Below are 20,207 nucleotides of genomic sequence, written 5' to 3'. Positions count from 1 at the left end.
GATCAGTTACAGATGTGCTGGCTGACACACTGCACTCGGGGGCAAGCCCCCTCCCACAGGAGACCGATGGAGTCTAGCGGCCACCCATGATCGCGATGTAATCCTGGGTCCAGCGGCTGTAGGGCACGAACTTGCCGCCTTCCGCCTGCGGGGTTTTCCAGAAGGCGATCTTGTCGAACTGGTCGAAGCCGTTGGTCTTGCAGCCTTCGGCGCCGAGCAATTCGCTTGCCTGGCACGCCGCCGGCACCGCCGGCAGGGAGCCGAACCAGGCGGCCACATCGCCCTGGACCTTCGGTTGCAGCGACCAGTCCATCCATTTGTAGGCACAGTTCGGGTGCTTGGCTTCGGCATGCAGCATGGTGGTGTCGGCCCAGCCGGTGGCGCCTTCCTTCGGAATGGTCGAGGCAATCGGCTGCTTCTCGTTCTGCAGGCCGTTGACCTGATACGGCCAGGCGCTGGAGGCCACCACGCCTTCGTTCTTGAAGTCACTCATTTGCACGGTGGTGTCGTGCCAGTAGCGGTGGATCAGCGGTTGCTGGGCGCGCAGCAATTCAAGCACGGCCTTGTACTGTGTTTCGGTGAGTTCGTACGGGTTCTGAATGCCCAGTTCCGGCTTGGCCGACTTGAGGTACAGCGCCGCGTCGGCGATGTAGATCGGGCCGTCATACGCCTGCACGCGGCCTTTGTTCGGCTTGCCGTCCGGCAGGTTCTGCGCGTCGAACAGCACATTCCAGCTGGTGGGCGCGGTCTTGAATACGTTGGTGTTGTACATCAACACGTTTGGCCCCCACTGGTACGGGGTGCCGTAGGTTTGCTGGCCAACCACGTACCACGGCGCGTCTTTCAGGCGGGGGTCGATGTTCTTCCAGTTGGGGATCAGTGCGGTATTGATTGGCTGCACCCGTTTGCCGACGATCAGCCGCAGCGACGCATCGCCCGACGCGGTCACCAGGTCATAGCCACCCTTGGCCATCAGGCTGACCATTTCGTCAGAGGTAGCGGCGGTTTTCACGTTGACCTTGCAGCCGGTTTCCTTCTCGAAACCGCTGACCCAGTCGTAGGCCTTGTCGCTTTCGCCGCGTTCGGTATAGCCGGGCCAGGCGACGATATCCAGTTGGCCTTCACCGGCACCCACCGCTTTGAGCGGTTCGGCGGCCTGCAGGCTGGCGCTGGCCAGCAGCGCGGTAGTCAAAGCACTGAGCAGTGCGGTCTTGTGCGCAGACATGGGGGTTCCCTCTTCTTTAATTATGGTCGGGGCAGTTGTTTGAACCGGTAACGCAAGAGCTTAGTTGTTGTTTTAAAGATGCTGGCCGTGGCGCGCCATGATGTGTCGCACCACGCTGTAGTCCTGCAGCGAGTCGCTGGACAGATCCTTCCCATACCCCGAGCGCTTCAAGCCGCCATGGGGCATTTCGCTGACCAGCATGAAATGGCTGTTGATCCAGGTGCAGCCGTATTGCAGGCGCGCCGCCACTTGCATGGCCTTGTCCAGGTTCTGGGTCCACACGGACGAGGCCAGGCCGTACTCGGAGTCGTTGGCCCAGTCCACCGCCTGTTCCAGTTCGTCGAAGCGCGTTACGGTGACCACCGGGCCGAACACTTCGCGCTGCACGATTTCATCGTTCTGTTTACAGCCGGCCAGCAGCGTCGGCTGGTAATAGAAGCCGGCACCGGAATGCACGGCGGCGCCGGTGACGCGTTCGATATGTGGCTGGCCGAGGGCGCGTTCGACAAAACTGGCCACGCGGTCGCGCTGGCGTGTGCTGATCAGCGGCCCCAGCTCATTGTCGGTGTCGCGCTTGCCGGCAAAGCGCAGGCTACTGACAGCGGCGCCGAGCTCGGCGACCAGTTTGTCGTGGATACCCGCCTGGGCGTAGATGCGGCATGCGGCGGTGCAGTCCTGGCCAGCGTTGTAGTAACCGTAGGCGCGCACACCCTCGACCACGGCTTGCAGGTCGGCGTCGTTGCATACGATCACCGGCGCCTTGCCGCCCAGTTCCAGGTGCGTGCGTTTCAGGGTCTTGGAGGCAGCCTGCAGAATCTTCTGCCCGGTGACGATATCGCCGGTCAGCGAAACCATGCGCACCTTGGCATGGCTGACCAGATGGCTGCCAACGCCTTCGCCGCCGCCACACAGAATGTTGATCACGCCACGCGGTAACAGGTCTTTGAGCACCGGGGCGAGGGCGAGGATCGACAGCGGCGTGTGTTCCGATGGCTTGAACACCAGCGTATTACCGGCCGCCAGGGCCGGAGCGATTTTCCACGCGGCCATCATCAGCGGGTAGTTCCATGGCGCAATCGAGGCCACTACGCCAATCGGATCGCGACGCACCATGCTGGTGTAGCCCGGCAGGTATTCACCGCTGAGTTGCCCGGTCTGGCAACGCACGGCCCCGGCGAAGAAGCGGAACACATCCACGGTGGCGCTCAAGTCATCCTGGCGTGCCAGGTGCAGCGGCTTGCCGCAGTTCAGGGACTCCAGGCGGGCCAGGTAATCGGCGTGTTTTTCGATGGCGTCGGCAATGCCCAGCAGGATGTTCGAACGTTGCTGCGGCGTGGTCCGCGACCAACCGGCAAAGGCACGGTGGGCGGCAAGGATCGCGGTCTCGACCTGCTCGGCGCTGGCTTCGGCGATTTGGGTGAGGACTTCACCGGTGGCCGGGTTGAGGATCGGCTCGGCAAAACCCTGGCCCGGGACCAGTTCGCCGTCGATCAGCAACGCAGTGAGCAGCGGGGTGGGCGCGCCGGACATTTTTCGTGATCTCTTTTCTTGTGCGGCCATGGGCGTTCTCTTACGAGGGCCTGACCTTTCTCTTAGGGGATAAGCAGAGACTAGAGGTCAGGCGCGAGGTCAACAAATACTAAATACTGAATACAGCATTCGATTAAATAGATGGCTTGCGCGGGTGCGGCTGTTCGCGGGCAACGGTCAGGAACGGGTCCACCAGTGCCGGGCGCGCCGTGCCACGGCGCCAGGCCAGGCCCACGTCGAGGGTCTGGCTGAGGTCGGCAATCGGCCGCGCTTCAATAATGTCGCCCTCCAGCGACCAGGGGCGGTAGGTCATGTCGGGTTGGATCGACACGCCCAGGCCTGCCGCCACCAGGCTTCGCACCGCTTCGGTGGAGGCGGTGCGCAGGGTCACGCGCGGTTGCAGGCCGGCGCTGGTCCACAGGCGTTGGGCGTTGTGGCCCATTTCATCGACGTTCAGCTGGATCAAGGGCTCGCGCGCCACGTCGGCCAGGTTGATGCTGTCGTGTTCCAGCAGCGGATGCTGTGCGGGCAGCCAAAGCCGGTGCGGGGAGTGGGTGAGCACTTCGGTCTGCAGGGCGTGGCGGTCTTCGAGGTTGGAGAGGATCAACACGCCCACGTCGATTTCGCCGCTGACCAGCAAATGCTCGATATACGGGCGTTCGTCCTCCATCACGCGGATTTCCACATTGGGGTAGGCGCGTTGGAAGCGAGTCAGCAAATCGGCCAGGTAATAACCGGCCACCAGGCTGGTCACGCCGATGATCAACTGCCCGGCGACCTGGTCGGTGCTCTGTTGCAGGCTGCGCTTGGCGTTGTCGACGGTGGCGAGGATCAGGTGCGCCTGGCGCAGGAACTGATGGCCCTGGTGGGTGAGGGTCATGCCCTTGGCGTGACGGTTGAACAGGTTGACGCCGATTTCCTGTTCCAGTTGCTGGATCGCCAGGGTCAGGGTCGACTGGGAAATAAACGCCGTCTGCGCGGCGGCGGAGATCGAACCAGTCTCGGCCACGGCAATAAAGTGCCGGATTTGACGCAAGGTCATCATGCTGGAATTACCAGTGGGGTGTTTTTATAGATTTGTTCGAGTGTATATCGATTTAAGTGAAGGGCGGTCGCGTTACATCTGGAAGCACTCTAGATCAGGGCTTTTTGGCACTTAGTTTTACGCTGGGGGCCTATTGGTCCTATGAACCCAAGTGTCTGGAGGCTGCGAATGAATACCCGTGGATTGCTCGATCAGTTGCTCAAGTCTGGCCAGGACATGCTGCAAAACAAGGCTGGCGGCCAGCGTAGGCAGGACGACAAAGGTGCTCTGGGCGGTCTGCTCGGCGGTGGCGGCCTGGGCAGCCTGCTCGGTGGTGCTGGCGGCGGCGCGCTGGCGGCGGGGGCCATGGGCCTGCTGCTGGGCAACAAGAAGGCGCGTAAATTCGGCGGCAAGGCGCTGACCTACGGCGGTTTGGCGGCGTTGGGCGTTATCGCCTACAAGGCCTACGGCAACTGGCAGGCCAATCAGGCCAGCGCGCCCCAGGGCGAGCCACAGACTATCGATCGCCTGCCACCGGCCCAGGTCGAGCAACACAGTCAGGGCATCCTCAAGGCGCTGGTTGCGGCGGCCAAGGCCGATGGCCATGTGGACGAGCGCGAGCGTGCGCTGATCGAAGGCGAATTCACCAAGCTGGACAACGACCGCGAGCTGCAAAGCTGGCTGCACGCCGAACTCAACAAACCCTTGGACCCGGCCGATGTGGCGCGGGCTGCCGGCACTCCGGAAATGGCGGCCGAGATGTACATCGCCAGCGTGATGCTGGTGGACGAGGAGAACTTCATGGAGAAAGCCTACCTTGACGAGCTGGCCCGCCAACTGAAGCTCGAGCCCGGCTTGAAGCTGGAACTGGAAAAACAGGTGCGGCTGAACGCGTAAAGACGGGGCGTGCAGCGATCAAAATGTGCGAGGGGGCTTGCCCCCGGTAGCGGTGTTTCAGCCTATTTACAGTTGGTTGGCACATCGCCATCGGGGGCAAGCCTCCTAGCACATTTGCATTCTGTGGACGCTACAGCAAAACCCGTTGATAAATGAGGGCTTCTGCTCAGCTATACTCCCCTCCATTTGAATGGCCCTCCGAGGAATTACTGTGAAGAACTGGACCTTGCGCCAACGCATCCTGGCAAGTTTTGCGGTCATTATCGCCATCATGCTGTTAATGGTCGTGGTCTCCTATTCACGGTTGCTGAAGATCGAAACCAGTGAAGTCGCGGTGCGCGACGACGCGGTGCCCGGGGTCTACCTCAGCTCCATGATCCGTAGCGCGTGGGTCGACAGTTACCTGCAGACCCTGGAGTTGATCGGCCTGCGTGAAGACAAGGGGTTCACCGACACCGACAAAGCCGACTTCAAGTCCTATGAAGCGCGCATCCTGCAGCAGATGGCCAACTACCAGGCGACCATCAGTGGAGGCGAGGACCAGGCCGAGTTCGATAAATTCGAAATCCAGCACCAGGCCTACAACAAGGCGCTGGCTGCCGTCGTAGAGCGCCTGCAGAACAAGGACATAGCTGGCGCACGCAAACTGTTCGATACGCAGATGACGCCCAGCTGGGTCGCAGGCCGCATGAAGCTCAACGACATCATCACCGAGAACAAGAACGTCGCCGACCGTGCGACCAACGCGATTGATAATGCAGTATCCGCCGCGAAAATCAGCATGTTTGTATCGCTGGCCCTGGCAATCCTCGCTGCCGGCCTGTGCGGCCTGCTGCTGATGCGCGCGATCATGGCGCCGATGCAGCGCATCGTCGATATCCTCGAAACCATGCGCGACGGTGACCTGAGCAAACGCTTGAACCTGGAACGCAAGGACGAGTTCGGCGCGGTCGAAACCGGCTTCAACGACATGATGACCGAACTCACGGCCCTGGTGTCCCAGGCCCAGCGCTCGTCGGTGCAGGTGACCACTTCGGTGACCGAGATTGCCGCCACCTCCAAGCAGCAACAGGCCACCGCCACCGAAACTGCCGCCACCACCACCGAGATCGGCGCTACCTCCCGCGAGATCGCGGCCACCTCCAAGGACCTGGTGCGCACCATGACCGAAGTGTCCACCGCCGCCGACCAGGCCTCGGTTGCCGCCGGTTCCGGCCAGCAAGGCCTGGCGCGCATGGAAGAAACCATGCACTCGGTGATGGGCGCCGCCGACCTGGTCAACGCCAAGCTGGCGATCCTCAATGAGAAGGCCGGCAACATCAACCAGGTGGTGGTGACCATCGTCAAGGTCGCCGACCAGACCAACCTGCTGTCGTTGAATGCCGCCATCGAAGCCGAGAAAGCCGGTGAATACGGGCGTGGTTTTGCCGTGGTTGCCACCGAAGTGCGGCGTCTGGCCGACCAGACTGCCGTGGCCACCTACGACATCGAGCAGATGGTGCGCGAGATCCAGTCGGCGGTGTCGGCGGGCGTGATGGGCATGGACAAGTTCTCCGAAGAAGTACGCCGCGGCATGTTCGAAGTGCAGCAAGTGGGCGAGCAACTGTCGCAGATCATCCACCAGGTACAGGCGCTGGCGCCGCGGGTGTTGATGGTCAATGAAGGCATGCAGGCCCAGGCCACCGGTGCCGAGCAGATCAACCACGCCCTGGTGCAACTGGGCGATGCCAGCAGCCAGACCGTCGAGTCCCTGCGCCAGGCCAGCTTTGCCATCGATGAGCTGAGCCAGGTGGCGGTCGGTCTGCGCAGCGGCGTGTCGCGTTTCAAAGTCTGATGAGCGACCTCGCGGCTAAACGCGGCGCCGTCCCGGCAGCGAAAAAGGCGTTGTTCCTGGTGTTCCACATCGGCAACGAACGTTATGCCCTCAAGGCCACGGAAGTGGCCGAGGTGCTGCCGCGCCTGCCATTGAAACCGATTGCCCATGCGCCGCTGTGGGTGGCGGGCATCTTTGCCCATCGCGGCGCGCTGGTGCCGGTGATCGACCTCAGCGCCCTGACTTTCGGCACCGCTGCTCAGGCGCGTACCAGCACGCGGCTGGTGCTGGTCAATTACCAGCCGGAGCCCTGGCGCGAGCCGCGTTGGCTGGGGTTGATCCTGGAACAGGCCACCGACACCCTGCGCTGCGACCCGGCCCAGTTCCAGCCCTATGGCCTGGACAACCGCCAGGCGCCGTACCTGGGACCGGTGCGCGAAGATGCGCAGGGCCTGATGCAGTGGATCGGCGTGAATGACCTGCTGACCGACGACGTGCGCGCCGTGCTGTTTTGCCCCGGGTTGAGCCTATGAGCCACGATCCGCGGTTCTTTGCCTTCCTGAAAGAACGCATCGGCCTGGACGTTGCCTCGGTCGGCGAAGCCATTATCGAGCGGGCGGTGCGCCAACGCACTCAGGCGGTCAACGCGCAGACCCCCGGCGAATACTGGCAGTACCTGCAAAGCTCCCAGGATGAACAGCAAGCGCTGATCGAAGCGGTGATCGTCCCGGAAACCTGGTTTTTCCGTTACCCCGAATCCTTTGCGACCCTGGCCCGCCTGGCCAAGGCGCGCCTGGCCGAAATCAAGCAGATGCGCGCACTGCGCATCCTCAGCCTGCCGTGCTCCACCGGTGAAGAACCTTATTCGATCGCCATGGCGTTGCTGGATGCCGGGCTGGCGCCGCATCAGTTCAAGGTGCAGGGCGTGGATGTCAGCCCGTTGTCGGTGGAGCGCGCACGGCGTGGGGTGTATGGCAAAAACTCCTTTCGCGGCGGCGATATCGCCTTCCGTGACCGCCATTTCACCGAGTACGGTGACGGTTATCACATTGCCGACCGCGTGCGCGAACAGGTGCGCCTGCAAGTCGGCAACCTGCTCGACCCGACACTGCTGGCCAATGAGGCGAGCTACGACTTCGTGTTTTGCCGCAACCTGCTGATCTACTTCGACCAGCCGACCCAGAAACAAGTGTTCGAGGTGCTCAAGGGCCTGACCCACGTGGACGGCGTGCTGTTTATCGGTCCGGCCGAGGGCAGCCTGCTGGGGCGCCACGGCATGCGTTCGATTGGTGTGCCACAGTCCTTTGCGTTCAGTCGGCATGCCGAGCCGGTCAAGCCCGAGCCGGTATTTGTGCCGAGCGCCGCGCCCGTCCCGCAACGCAGTGCGGCACCGATCCCGAGCAAGCCACGGCCTTTCAGCAAGGCCAGCGCCCAGGTGGTGCCGATCAAGACGGTGCAAACCGATGCGGGCGACTTGCTCAGCCGCATCGCTACCCTGGCCAACGAAGGCAAAAGCGCCGAAGCCCGCGCTGCATGCGAACAGTATTTGAGTAACCATCCGCCGGCCGCCCAGGTGTTCTACTGGCTGGGGCTGCTCAGCGATGTGGCCGGCAGCGCCCTGGAAGCCCAGGGTTATTATCGAAAAGCCTTGTACCTGGAACCCCAGCACCCGCAGGCCTTGATGCACCTGGCGGCGTTGCTCGAGTCCCAGGGCGACAGTGCGGGGGCGCGCCGCTTGCAGGCGCGTGCCGCGCGGAGTGAGCGAGCTGACAGTGAGTCCAAACGATGAGTAACACCGACGCACTCGATACCGCAGGGCTGGACCTGACCCTGGCCGATACCCAGGCCATCGACGACTGCTGGAACCGCATCGGCATCCATGGCGACAAGTCCTGCCCGCTGCTGGCGGACCATATTCACTGCCGCAACTGCTCGGTGTACTCGGCAGCGGCCACACGTTTGCTGGACCGTTATGCCTTGCAGCAGGATGATCATCGTCCGGTTGCCGCTGCTGACGTCGGCGAAGACGTGGTCACCCGCTCCCTGCTGATGTTCCGCCTCGGTGAGGAATGGCTGGGCATTGCCACCCGCTGCCTGGTGGAAGTTGCGCCGCTGCAACCGATTCATTCGCTGCCCCACCAGCGTTCCCGCGCCTTGCTCGGCGTGGCCAATGTCCGTGGTGCGCTGGTGGCGTGCCTGTCGCTGGTGGAACTGCTGGGCCTGGATGCCACCGGCAACGGCGCCAGCGGTGGGCGCATCATGCCGCGCATGTTGATCATCGCCGCGCAGGATGGTCCGGTGGTGGTGCCGGTGGATGAAGTCGACGGCATCCATGCCATCGATGAGCGCACCTTGAAGGCCGCCTCGGCCTCGGGCGCCCAGGCCAGTGCGCGCTTCACCCAAGGCGTGTTGCAGTGGAAAGGCCGCAGCCTGCGTTGGCTGGACGAGGCGCAATTGTTGTCTGCCGTGACCCGGAGCCTCACATGACCCCCGACCAGATGCGCGATGCCTCGCTGCTGGAACTGTTCAGCCTGGAAGCCGATGCGCAGACTCAGGTATTGAGCGCGGGCCTGCTGGCCCTGGAACGCAACCCGACCCAGGCCGATCAGCTTGAAGCATGCATGCGCGCGGCGCACTCGCTCAAAGGCGCCGCGCGGATCGTTGGGGTGGACGCCGGGGTCAGCGTATCCCACGTCATGGAAGATTGCCTGGTCAGTGCCCAGGAAGGTCGCCTGTACCTGCAACCCGAACATATCGATGCGCTGCTGCAAGGCACCGACCTGCTGATGCGCATCGCCACGCCGGGCAATGATGTGGGGCCGGCTGACATCGACGCCTATGTGGCGTTGATGGAGCGCTTGCTGGACCCGTCCCAGGCGCCTGTGCCAGAGCCAGCGCCCATCGTCGAAACACTGCTGCCGGAGCCCGAACCCGAACCGGAGCCCGCGCCGCCGGTGGTCGCCGAGCCGCCACGCCAGAACAAACGCATGACCGAAGGCGGCGAACGCGTGCTGCGGGTGACCGCCGAGCGTTTGAACAGCCTGCTCGACCTGTCGAGTAAATCCCTGGTGGAGACCCAGCGGCTCAAGCCGTATCTGGCCAGCCTGCAGCGTCTCAAGCGCCTTCAGAGCCAGAGCGTGCGAGCGCTGGATACGCTGGACGGGCAACTCAAGACTCAACAACTGCCGCTCGAAGCCCAGGAAGCCCTGGCCGACACCCGCCGCCTGCTCAGCGAAGCCCAGGCCCTGCTGGCGGAAAAAACCGCTGAACTGGACGAGTTTGGCTGGCAAGCCGGCCAGCGCGCCCAAGTGCTGTATGACACCGCGCTGGCCTGTCGCATGCGCCCGTTTGCCGATGTGCTGGCCGGGCAAGTGCGCATGGTGCGCGACCTCGGTCGCAGCCTGGGCAAACAGGTACGCCTGGAGATCGAAGGCGAAAAGACCCAGGTCGACCGCGACGTGCTGGAAAAGCTCGAAGCGCCACTCACTCATTTATTGCGCAATGCCGTCGACCACGGCATCGAAATGCCTGAGCAACGTCTGCTGGCGGGCAAGCCGGCGGAAGGTTTGATCCGCCTGCGCGCCTCCCATCAGGCCGGGTTGCTGGTGCTGGAATTGAGCGATGACGGTAATGGCGTCGACCTGGAGCGCCTGCGCGGCACCATCGTCGACCGGCACCTGTCACCGGTGGAAACCGCCCTGCGCCTGAGCGAAGAAGAACTGCTGACGTTCCTGTTCCTGCCGGGGTTCAGCCTGCGCGACAAGGTCACCGAAGTGTCCGGGCGCGGGGTCGGCCTGGATGCGGTGCAGCATATGGTCCGCCAACTGCGTGGTGCGGTGGTGCTGGAGCAAACGGCAGGGCAGGGCAGTCGTTTCCACCTGGAGGTGCCGCTGACCCTGTCGGTGGTGCGCAGCCTGGTGGTGGAGGTCGGCGAAGAAGCCTACGCGTTCCCGCTGGCCCATATCGAACGCATGTGCGACCTGGCGCCCGACGACATCGTGCAACTGGAGGGCCGCCAGCATTTCTGGCACGAGGGCCGGCATGTCGGGCTGGTCGCCGCCAGCCAGTTGTTGCAGCGCCCGGCGGGGCAGAGTCAGTCGGACACCTTGAAAGTGGTGGTGATCCGCGAGCGTGATGCGGTGTATGGGATTGCCGTGGAGCGCTTTGTCGGCGAGCGTACGCTGGTGGTGTTGCCGCTGGATGATCGCCTGGGCAAGGTCCAGGATATTTCCGCCGGTGCCTTGCTGGACGACGGCTCGGTGGTGTTGATCGTCGACGTCGAAGACATGCTGCGCTCGGTGGACAAACTGCTCAACACCGGCCGCTTGGAGCGCATTGCCCGGCGCAGCCAGCAAGCCACCGAGGCACCGCGCAAGCGGGTGTTGGTGGTGGACGACTCTCTGACAGTGCGCGAACTGCAACGCAAATTGCTGCTTAATCGTGGTTATGAAGTGGCCGTGGCGGTCGATGGGATGGACGGCTGGAACGCCTTGCGTTCCGAAGACTTTGACCTGTTGATCACTGATATTGATATGCCTCGTATGGACGGTATTGAATTGGTCACACTCTTGCGCCGTGACAGTCGCCTGCAATCGTTGCCGGTGATGGTGGTGTCCTACAAAGACCGTGAAGAAGACCGACGTCGTGGACTGGACGCCGGCGCCGACTATTATTTAGCCAAAGCCAGTTTCCACGATGACGCCCTGCTGGACGCCGTGGTGGAGCTGATCGGAGGCGCACGGGCATGAGGATTGCGATCGTCAATGACATGCCCCTGGCGGTAGAGGCCTTGCGCCGCGCCTTGAGTTTCGAGCCCGCGCACGAAGTGGTGTGGGTGGCCAGCAACGGCCTGGAAGCGGTGCAGCGCTGCGCCGAGCTGACCCCGGACCTGATCCTGATGGACCTGATCATGCCGGTGATGGACGGCGTGGAGGCTACCCGCCAGATCATGGCCGAGACCCCGTGCGCCATCGTCATCGTGACCGTCGACCGCCAGGCCAACGTCAGCCGGGTGTTCGAAGCCATGGGCCATGGCGCCCTGGACGTGGTGGACACGCCGACCCTGGGCGTGGGCAATCCCAAGGATGCGGCGGCGCCGCTGCTGCGCAAGATCCTCAATATCGGCTGGCTGATCGGCCAGCGCGGCAGCCGTGTACGCGCCGAAACCGTCACGCCGCGGACTACCGGCAAACGCCAGAGCCTGGTGGCCATCGGGTCTTCGGCAGGTGGCCCGGCTGCCCTGGAAATCCTGCTCAAGGGCTTGCCCCGGGACTTTCCCGCCGCCATCGTACTGGTGCAGCATGTGGACCAGGTGTTCGCCGCCGGCATGGCCGAGTGGCTGAGCAGCGCCTCCGGCCTGCCGGTACGCCTGGCCCGCGAGGGCGAGCCACCGCAAAGCGGGGTGGTGCTGCTGGCCGGTACCAACCACCACATTCGTTTATTGAAGAATGGCACGCTAGCCTATACCGCAGAGCCGGTGAACGAGATTTACCGGCCGTCGATCGACGTGTTTTTCGAAAGCGTGGCCAGCCACTGGAATGGCGATGCCGTCGGCGTGTTGCTGACCGGCATGGGGCGCGACGGTGCCCAGGGCCTAAAATTGCTGCGTGAACAAGGTTATTTGACCATCGCCCAGGATCAGCAGAGCTCGGCGGTGTACGGCATGCCCAAAGCGGCGGCGGCGATAGATGCTGCTGTTGAAATTCGCCCACTGGATAGAATTGCGCCCCGATTGCTGGAGGTCTTTGCCAAATGAACAAGGCCTCTTGCGGTGCTGGCTTGCAGGCAGTAATTCAGGTGACTGCACATGAATGATTTACAGATCGACGACATCAAGACCGACGAAAATGCCGCCATGGTGTTATTGGTCGACGACCAGGCCATGATCGGCGAAGCCGTGCGGCGTGGCCTGGCCCATGAAGAAAATATCGACTTCCACTTCTGCGCCGATCCGCACCAGGCGATTGCCCAGGCGATCCGCATCAAGCCGACCGTTATCCTGCAAGACCTGGTAATGCCCGGCCTCGATGGCCTGACCCTGGTGCGCGAATACCGCAACCACCCGGCCACGCAGAATATCCCGATCATCGTGCTTTCCACCAAGGAAGACCCGTTGATCAAGAGCGCGGCGTTTTCGGCCGGGGCCAATGATTACCTGGTGAAGTTGCCGGATAACATCGAATTGGTGGCGCGCATTCGCTATCACTCGCGCTCCTATATGACCCTGTTGCAGCGGGATGCGGCGTACCGTGCGTTGCGGGTCAGCCAGCAACAACTGCTGGACACCAACCTGGTGCTGCAACGGCTGATGAACTCCGATGGCCTCACCGGGCTGTCCAACCGTCGCCATTTCGACGAGTACCTGGAACTGGAATGGCGGCGTGCCATGCGTGACCAGACTCAGTTGTCGTTGTTGATGATTGATGTGGATTTCTTCAAGACTTACAACGACAGCTTCGGGCATGTCGAAGGTGACGAGGCTTTGCGCAAGGTGGCGGCGACCATCCGAGAGGCCAGCAGTCGGCCTTCGGATTTGCCGGCGCGCTATGGCGGTGAGGAGTTTGCCCTGGTGCTGCCGAATACCTCGCCGGGCGGGGCGCGGTTGGTGGCCGAGAAGCTGCGGATGGCGGTGGCTGCGCTGAAAATTCCGCACATTGCGCCGACCGAGGGTTCCAGCCTGACCATCAGCATTGGTTTGTCCACGATGACGCCGCAGCAGGGCACGGATTGTCGGCAGGTGATTGTGGCGGCGGACAAGGGGTTGTATACGGCCAAGCATAATGGGCGCAATCAGGTCGGTATCGAGTGACCTGAAGTCTTACCCCATTCAATGTGGGAGGGGGCAAGCCCCCTCCCACATTGGGATCTTGATGGGTCTTGGGTTGTGTACAAATCCTGCCTTTTCGCCCAGCGGACTGCCGTTCCCCCCCATTTGCCGTTATACTCGCCGGCTTTCAAAAGTTCGCCAACGAGTGCTGCCCGCCATGGAAATCAACCCGATCCTTAACACCATCAAGGACCTGTCCGAGCGCTCCGAAACTATTCGGGGGTATCTTTGACTACGATCAAAAGCATGAGCGTCTGACCGAAGTCAATCGCGAGCTTGAAGATCCTGCTGTCTGGAACAAACCTGAATACGCCCAGGAACTGGGGCGCGAGCGCGCTGCGCTGGCGCAGATCGTCGATACACTTGACGAGCTGAACACCGGTCTGGCCGATTGCCGTGACCTGCTGGACATGGCCGTCGAAGAAAACGACGAAGGCGCAGTGGGCGATGTCGTCGCCGAGCTGGCCCGTCTCGAGGAAAACCTCGCCAAACTCGAATTCCGCCGCATGTTCAGCCATGAAATGGACCCGAACAACGCCTACCTGGACATCCAGGCCGGTTCCGGCGGCACCGAGGCCCAGGACTGGGCCAACATCCTGTTGCGCATGTACCTGCGCTGGGCGGACAAGCGCGGTTTCGAAGCGACCATCATGGAGCTGTCCGCCGGTGAAGTTGCCGGAATCAAGGGCGCGACCGTGCACATCAAGGGTGAGTACGCCTTTGGCTGGCTGCGTACCGAAATCGGCGTGCACCGCCTGGTGCGCAAGAGCCCGTTCGACTCCGGCAACCGTCGCCACACCTCGTTCTGCGCGGTGTTCGTCTCGCCGGAGATCGACGACAAGGTCGAGATCGAGATCAACCCGGCTGACCTGCGCATCGACACCTACCGATCCTCCGGTGCCGGTGGCCAGCACGTAAACACCACCGACTCGGCCGTACGTATCACCCACGTACCGACCAACACCGTGGTCAGCTGCCAGAACGAACGTTCCCAGCACGCCAACAAGGACACCGCCATGAAAATGCTGCGGGCCAAGTTGTACGAGCAGGAAATGCAGAAACGCAACGCCGCATCCCAGGCGCTGGAAGACACCAAGTCGGACATCGGCTGGGGTCACCAGATCCGCTCTTATGTGCTGGATGCGTCGCGGATCAAGGATCTGCGCACTAACATCGAACGCAGCGACTGTGACAAGGTGCTCGACGGCGATATCGACGAATACCTGGAAGCCAGCCTGAAATCCGGCCTCTAAAGAACCTTGTAGGAGCGGGCTTGCCCGCGATCCCCAGCCGAAGGCTGGGGAAAACGTATCTGTGATGGAATTTCAAAAGACATGAGCGACCAACAACTCGACCCGCAAGCCCTGCAACAGGAAGAAAACTCCCTGATCGCCCTGCGCAAGGAAAAGCTTGCTGCCGAGCGCGCCAAGGGCAATGCCTTCCCCAACGACTTCCGCCGCGAAAACTACTGCGATGCCTTGCAGAAACAGTACGCGGACAAGACCAAGGAAGAACTGGCAGAGGCTGCGATCCCGGTCAAGGTGGCAGGTCGCATCATGCTCAACCGTGGCTCGTTCATGGTGATCCAGGACATGACCGGGCGTATCCAGGTCTACGTCAACCGCAAGACCTTGTCGGAAGAAACCCTGGCCTCGGTGAAAACCTGGGACATGGGCGACATTATCGCCGCCGAAGGCACCCTGGCCCGTTCCGGCAAGGGCGACCTGTACGTGGAAATGACCAACGTGCGCCTGCTGACCAAGTCGCTGCGCCCGCTGCCGGACAAGCACCACGGCCTGACCGATACCGAACAGCGCTACCGCCAGCGCTACGTTGACCTGATCGTCAACGAAGAAGTACGCCAGACCTTCCGCGTGCGTTCGCAAGTGATCGCGCACATCCGCAGCTTCCTGATGAAGCGCGACTTCCTGGAAGTCGAAACGCCGATGCTGCAGACCATTCCTGGCGGCGCCGCAGCCAAGCCGTTCGAAACCCACCACAATGCCCTGGACATGGAAATGTTCCTGCGTATCGCGCCGGAGCTGTACCTCAAGCGCCTGGTGGTTGGCGGCTTCGAAAAAGTCTTCGAGATCAACCGCAACTTCCGTAACGAAGGCGTTTCGACCCGTCACAACCCAGAATTCACCATGTTGGAGTTCTACCAGGCCTACGCCGACTACGAAGACAACATGGACCTGACCGAAGAACTGTTCCGCGAACTGGCGCAACTGGTCCTGGGCAGCACCGACGTGCCGTACGGCGACAAGGTGTTCCACTTCGGCGAGCCGTTCGTGCGCCTGTCGGTGTTCGACTCGATCCTCAAGTACAACCCTGAACTGACCGCCGACGACCTGAACGACATCGACAAGGCTCGCGCCATCGCCAAGAAAGCCGGCGCCAAGGTGCTGGGCTTCGAAGGCCTGGGCAAATTGCAGGTGATGATTTTCGAAGAGTTGGTGGAGCACAAGCTGGAACAGCCGCACTTCATTACCCAGTACCCGTTCGAAGTGTCGCCGCTGGCCCGTCGCAACGACGACAACCCAAACGTCACTGACCGTTTCGAGCTGTTCATCGGCGGCCGTGAGATCGCCAACGCCTACTCCGAGTTGAACGACGCGGAAGACCAGGCCGAGCGCTTCATGGCCCAGGTGGCCGACAAGGACGCCGGCGACGACGAAGCCATGCATTACGATGCCGACTTCGTCCGCGCCCTGGAATACGGCATGCCGCCGACCGCCGGTGAAGGGATCGGCATCGACCGCCTGGTGATGCTGCTGACCAACTCGCCGTCGATCCGCGACGTGATCTTGTTCCCGCACATGCGGCCACAAGCGTAACCGTAGCGAAATCCGAAGCCGCCTTTTATAAGGCGGCTTTTTTATGTGGCGTTAATAAGCGTCAAGCAAACAGCGCCAGGTTTTGATCTATTCAAGGATGTGTGTCGTGAACCGCGTAACCGCTCAAGAAGGCGCCGCCGGCATTGCCGCTGCCGTGGCTGAAAGCGTCCAGTACCAGGGCCGCAAGGCCAGTCGTCGGGGCAGCGAGCAACGCAGGCAAGACATTCTCGATGCGGCAATGCGCATCGTGGTCCGTGACGGCGTACGGGCCGTGCGCCATCGAGCGGTGGCGGCGGAGGCGGGCGTGCCCCTGTCCGCCACCACCTATTACTTCAAGGATATCGATGACCTGCTCACCGATACCTTCGCCCAATACGTCGAGCGCAGCGCCGCATTCATGGGCAAGCTGTGGGTGCGTAACGAAGGCCTGCTGCGCGAAATGGTCGCCTATGGCGATGGCAGCCCCGAATCGCGTTCACAACTGGCCGATGACATTGCACGGCTGACCGCTGATTACGTCCTGCGCCAATTGACCAACCGCCGTGAATACCTGATGGCCGAGCAGGCGTTTCGCCAGGAAGCCCTGCTCAACCCGCGCCTGGCGGAGTTGGTGCGTTCCCACCAGCAGATTCTGTTGCAGGGCACCGGGCAGTTCTTCCAGGTGTTGGGCTCGCGCGAGCCGCAACAGGATGCCAAAGTGTTGACGGCGATAATCAGTCGGATGGAATATCAGGGCCTGCTGGGCAGCGCAGAGCCTCTGACCGGTGAAGAGATGCTTGAGATCCTCAAGCGCTATATGCATTTGGTGTTGGCTTCGGTCTGACACCGGGGGATGTCCAATGAAAGCCTGGTGCGTGGTTGCAATCGCCTTGTCGTTCCTGCTGCTCAGCGGTTGCCTGGTGACCTTCAAGGACCCGCTGCCAGCCCATGAGGCCGCGCCGCCGGCCCTGCTCGGCCAGTGGTCGAGCAAAAATGCCTGGGGCGAGCCGCTCAACCTGCATATCAGTGCCGTTGGTGAACACCGCTATAAAGCCGTGAGCTACCCTACAGCCAAGCCCGGCCAGCGTGACGAATACCTGTTTACCGTTTCGCGCCATGGCAGCCGCTGGTATTTGTCGGCGCCGCTGCCGGCCAAGCTGGGTGGGCATTTCATCCTGGCGGGGTTTGAGATCAACGAAAAGCACGAATTGGTGGTCTACAACCTCGACCTTGAGCAGATCCACCAAGCCATAGGCCAGCAGGCGTTGCACGGCAGCACCGTGGACACGGTCGAGGGCGCCGGGGTGCTGGTCGACAGCCCCTTGGACCAGGTGTTTGCCTACCTGGATGACCCGGCCAATGCCGATGTATTCGTGGAAGCCGTGCGCTACCAGCGCGCGGGCAAATAACGTTTAAAGAGGAAGCACCGGGTGGACGATTACCAGCAGACGATACGCACCTTGTCTGATCGCATTGTGCTGGCGCAAACACCGATTCGCGTCCTCGACGCCGTGAAGTGGGACGAAAACATTCGCCAGGGATTCCTCAAGGCCAAGGGCAAGGAAATGCCGGCGGTGAGCCGCGACTACTACCTCAATCGGCCACTGTCGTTCGACTCCAGTGCGGTGAAGCTGGAGTTCCAGAACATCGAGCGCGACATCACCCGCCGCCTCGGCCAATTCAGCCCGGTGGGGCAGATCATGCGCCGCATGTGCAAGGAATACCGCATGGTGGTGCGCATGCTCGAAGCGCGTGGTACCGAGGATTTCGGCCTGATTTCCCAGGAACTGTATGGCGCTGCCTCCGATGCGTTTCACGCCGGCGACCCGACCCTGGCTGACTTGGGCCTGATGCTTTCCGATTACCTTAACAATATCGATGGCCGTGGTGACCTGAAGGATGAGGCCAAGACGCTCACCGCCAAGGACGCCGTCGCCTTGCTGCAAACCCGCCTGAACAAGGTGTTCGGTGAGGCCGAAGAGACCATCCGCGTGTTCGAGTCCGACGGTATTGTCGCTGACGCCGCAGCGGGCGCCGACTACATCAAGATCCGCGCCGACGCGATGTTCAACGACCGCGACGTGCGCGCCCTGGAGGTGCATGAAGGCCTGGTGCATGTCGGCACTACCCTCAATGGCCAGAACCAGCCGATCTGCACCTTCCTGTCCAAGGGCCCGCCCTCGTCCACCGTGACCCAGGAAGGTTTGGCGATTTTGATGGAGATCATCACCTTCGCCTCCTACCCGAGCCGCCTGCGCAAGTTGACCAACCGCACCCGCGCCATCCATATGGTGGAAGAGGGCGCCGACTTCCTGCAGGTGTTCGAGTTCTTCCGTGAGCAAGGCTTTGAGATGGCTGAAAGCTACGGCAACGCCAGTCGTGTTTTCCGTGGTTCGGTGCCGACCGGTCTGCCGTTCACCAAGGACCTGTCCTACCTCAAGGGCTTTATCATGGTCTACAACTACATCCAGCTGGCCGTGCGCAAAGGCAAGCTGGAACAAGTACCGCTGCTGTTCTGCGGCAAGACCACCCTGGAAGACATGCGTACTCTGCGCCAACTGGTCGACGAAGGCCTGGTGGTGCCACCCAAGTACCTGCCCGAGCAGTTCCGCGACATGAACGCGCTGGCGGCGTGGATGTGCTTCTCCAACTTCCTCAACCACCTGAGCCTGGATCGGATCGAGGCGGATTACTCCAATATCCTTTAAACCGTGCTATTCGCGAGGCTTCAACGGATGAGAATCCTCGGCATTCTGTGCCTGCTACTCACATTGAACGGCTGCAGTTCCCTGCTGTTCTACCCCGAGCCCGGCCTGCCGTTCACGCCGGAAAAAGCTCACCTTCGATACCGTGACGTCACCCTCACCACTGCCGACGGCATAAAGCTCCACGCCTGGTGGCTACCGGCCAACCCCGGAGTGCCGCTCAAGGGAACGGTGCTGCACCTGCATGGCAACGGCGGCAATCTGGCCTGGCATCTGGGCGGCAGTTGGTGGTTGCCCGAGCAGGGCTACCAAGTGCTGTTGGTGGACTATCGCGGTTATGGCTTGTCGGAGGGGAAGCCATCATTACCGGCGATCTACCAGGATGTGGACGCGGCGTTCCAATGGATCGACAAGGCTCCCGAAACCCAAGGCCAGCCGTTGATAGTACTGGGCCAGAGCCTGGGTGGCGCATTGGCGGTGCATTACCTGGCCGCCCACCCGGAGCGCCAACCCCGGCTCAAGGCGCTGGTGCTGGACGGCGTGCCCGCCAGTTATCGTGACGTAGGACAATTCGCCCTGAGTACCTCCTGGTTAACATGGCCGTTTCAGGTGCCGTTGTCCTGGCTGGTCCCGGACGCCGACAGTGCCATTTACGCCATGCCCCGGCTGACAGGAGTACCCAAGCTGCTGTTCCACAGCCTGGATGACCCGATTGTGCCGGTGGCCAACGGGATCCGCCTGTACCAGGCCGCACCGCCACCCAGGGTGTTGCAGTTGACCCGCGGCGGGCATGTGCAGACCTTTGCCGACAAGACCTGGCAAACCGTGATGCTGCGTTACCTGGATGACCCTCAGCACTTCAACGGCCTGCGTCGCCTGGGCGAAATCCCGAATTACCCGATTCCTAAAGTTGACTCATCAGAGAGCCCGCAATGAGCGAAGAACGCAATATGATCCCGCTGATCCTCACCGGTATCGGCACCATCATCGGTACTGTCGGTTGCCTGTGGTATTACGGCTACCTGCACTTCGCCAAGCCGGAAGATGCGTTGTTGCTCAGCGACTTCACCATGCTCAAGACCGTGCCCGGCGAGGACTACAAGATCTCCCTGGCGCCAGCCGCTCAGGTGGCGCAATGCGTGGATGGTGTACTGGTGATGTTCGACACTGAGCAGAAAGGCCTGAGCGGTGTGTTGGTGAATAACAAGAAACAGGCTGTGCGCTGCCTGGGGCAGGAAACACCACAACTCCAGCAGTAAGCCGGACGCATCGCACCTGGAATATCTGGAACCGTTTTGCGTAACAGACCACTCAAGGGCTTGTCAGCGTTCATGGTGAGATTTGCGAACCGCCAGCCAGGGGAGTGTCATG

General features: G+C 62.0%; 18 protein-coding genes. 15 read left to right on the top strand and 3 right to left on the bottom strand.

Annotation, left to right across the window (positions count from 1 at the left end):
• Positions 1-73 precede the first annotated feature (73 nt).
• The 3 genes from ydcS to BMX59_RS01140 all read right to left on the bottom strand — a co-directional run bounded on the left by ydcS (position 74) and on the right by BMX59_RS01140 (position 3,800).
• Complete coding sequence (gene ydcS, locus BMX59_RS01150; RefSeq protein ID WP_093119381.1) at positions 74-1,225, bottom strand: putative ABC transporter substrate-binding protein YdcS; 1,152 nt, start codon at positions 1,223-1,225, stop codon at positions 74-76.
• A 72-nt stretch (positions 1,226-1,297) separates the two neighbouring features.
• On the bottom strand, positions 1,298-2,755 hold the full coding sequence (locus BMX59_RS01145; RefSeq protein WP_175486650.1) for a gamma-aminobutyraldehyde dehydrogenase: 1,458 nt from the start codon (positions 2,753-2,755) through the stop codon (positions 1,298-1,300).
• 133 nt (positions 2,756-2,888) lie between these two features.
• A complete protein-coding gene (locus tag BMX59_RS01140) occupies positions 2,889-3,800 on the bottom strand; it encodes a LysR family transcriptional regulator (protein ID WP_071488759.1) in 912 nt (303 codons plus the stop codon).
• Between the two features lie 168 nt (positions 3,801-3,968).
• Between BMX59_RS01140 and BMX59_RS01135 the strand changes: the two genes are divergently transcribed.
• The 15 genes from BMX59_RS01135 to BMX59_RS01065 all read left to right on the top strand — a co-directional run bounded on the left by BMX59_RS01135 (position 3,969) and on the right by BMX59_RS01065 (position 20,095).
• The gene (locus tag BMX59_RS01135; RefSeq protein ID WP_071488760.1) at positions 3,969-4,676 is read left to right on the top strand and encodes a tellurite resistance TerB family protein; all 708 of its coding nucleotides are present in this window, start codon (positions 3,969-3,971) and stop codon (positions 4,674-4,676) included.
• Between the two features lie 211 nt (positions 4,677-4,887).
• Positions 4,888-6,510, top strand: coding sequence for a methyl-accepting chemotaxis protein (locus BMX59_RS01130; RefSeq protein WP_093119377.1), 1,623 nt, complete (start codon positions 4,888-4,890; stop codon positions 6,508-6,510).
• Positions 6,510-7,022: a chemotaxis protein CheW gene (locus BMX59_RS01125; RefSeq protein WP_092241100.1), complete on the top strand. Its 513-nt coding sequence runs from the start codon at positions 6,510-6,512 to the stop codon at positions 7,020-7,022. Before BMX59_RS01130 ends, BMX59_RS01125 begins: the two co-directional genes overlap by 1 nt.
• Positions 7,019-8,278, top strand: coding sequence for a CheR family methyltransferase (locus BMX59_RS01120; protein ID WP_092241102.1), 1,260 nt, complete (start codon positions 7,019-7,021; stop codon positions 8,276-8,278). Before BMX59_RS01125 ends, BMX59_RS01120 begins: the two co-directional genes overlap by 4 nt.
• Complete coding sequence (locus BMX59_RS01115) at positions 8,275-8,976, top strand: chemotaxis protein CheW (protein WP_092241104.1); 702 nt, start codon at positions 8,275-8,277, stop codon at positions 8,974-8,976. The genes BMX59_RS01120 and BMX59_RS01115 overlap by 4 nt, the downstream gene beginning before the upstream one ends.
• A complete protein-coding gene (locus tag BMX59_RS01110; RefSeq protein ID WP_093119371.1) occupies positions 8,973-11,237 on the top strand; it encodes a hybrid sensor histidine kinase/response regulator in 2,265 nt (754 codons plus the stop codon). Before BMX59_RS01115 ends, BMX59_RS01110 begins: the two co-directional genes overlap by 4 nt.
• Positions 11,234-12,244, top strand: coding sequence for a chemotaxis response regulator protein-glutamate methylesterase (locus BMX59_RS01105; protein ID WP_092241108.1), 1,011 nt, complete (start codon positions 11,234-11,236; stop codon positions 12,242-12,244). The genes BMX59_RS01110 and BMX59_RS01105 overlap by 4 nt, the downstream gene beginning before the upstream one ends.
• Before the next feature lie 51 nt (positions 12,245-12,295).
• Positions 12,296-13,297 carry a diguanylate cyclase gene (locus BMX59_RS01100; RefSeq protein ID WP_012722554.1) on the top strand — a complete coding sequence of 334 codons (1,002 nt, stop codon included), beginning with the start codon at positions 12,296-12,298 and terminating at the stop codon, positions 13,295-13,297.
• A gap of 175 nt (positions 13,298-13,472) precedes the next feature.
• A protein-coding gene (gene prfB / locus BMX59_RS01095; protein ID WP_102591687.1) for a peptide chain release factor 2 occupies positions 13,473-14,568 on the top strand; the annotation gives its coding sequence in 2 pieces (ribosomal slippage) (positions 13,473-13,544 and positions 13,546-14,568; 1,095 coding nt in all).
• An 81-nt stretch (positions 14,569-14,649) separates the two neighbouring features.
• Positions 14,650-16,152, top strand: coding sequence for a lysine--tRNA ligase (gene lysS, locus BMX59_RS01090; protein WP_058425327.1), 1,503 nt, complete (start codon positions 14,650-14,652; stop codon positions 16,150-16,152).
• 106 nt (positions 16,153-16,258) lie between these two features.
• Positions 16,259-16,975, top strand: coding sequence for a TetR/AcrR family transcriptional regulator (locus tag BMX59_RS01085; protein WP_092241110.1), 717 nt, complete (start codon positions 16,259-16,261; stop codon positions 16,973-16,975).
• A gap of 16 nt (positions 16,976-16,991) precedes the next feature.
• Positions 16,992-17,540: a hypothetical protein gene (locus tag BMX59_RS01080; protein ID WP_093119367.1), complete on the top strand. Its 549-nt coding sequence runs from the start codon at positions 16,992-16,994 to the stop codon at positions 17,538-17,540.
• Between the two features lie 21 nt (positions 17,541-17,561).
• A complete protein-coding gene (locus tag BMX59_RS01075) occupies positions 17,562-18,839 on the top strand; it encodes a flavohemoglobin expression-modulating QEGLA motif protein (protein ID WP_010212629.1) in 1,278 nt (425 codons plus the stop codon).
• A 27-nt stretch (positions 18,840-18,866) separates the two neighbouring features.
• Entirely contained in the window at positions 18,867-19,772 is a 906-nt protein-coding gene (locus tag BMX59_RS01070; RefSeq protein WP_093119365.1) for an alpha/beta hydrolase, read from the top strand.
• Positions 19,769-20,095, top strand: coding sequence for a PA3694 family proteiin (locus BMX59_RS01065; protein ID WP_092241116.1), 327 nt, complete (start codon positions 19,769-19,771; stop codon positions 20,093-20,095). The genes BMX59_RS01070 and BMX59_RS01065 overlap by 4 nt, the downstream gene beginning before the upstream one ends.
• Positions 20,096-20,207 lie beyond the last annotated feature (112 nt).

Origin of the sequence: Pseudomonas sp. NFR09, assembly GCF_900111535.1 — a bacterium.
GTDB classification, from domain to species: Bacteria; Pseudomonadota; Gammaproteobacteria; order Pseudomonadales; family Pseudomonadaceae; genus Aquipseudomonas; species Aquipseudomonas extremorientalis.
The sequence above is the reverse complement of the archived record's forward strand: the minus strand, read 5'-3'. Positions and strand labels throughout refer to the sequence as shown.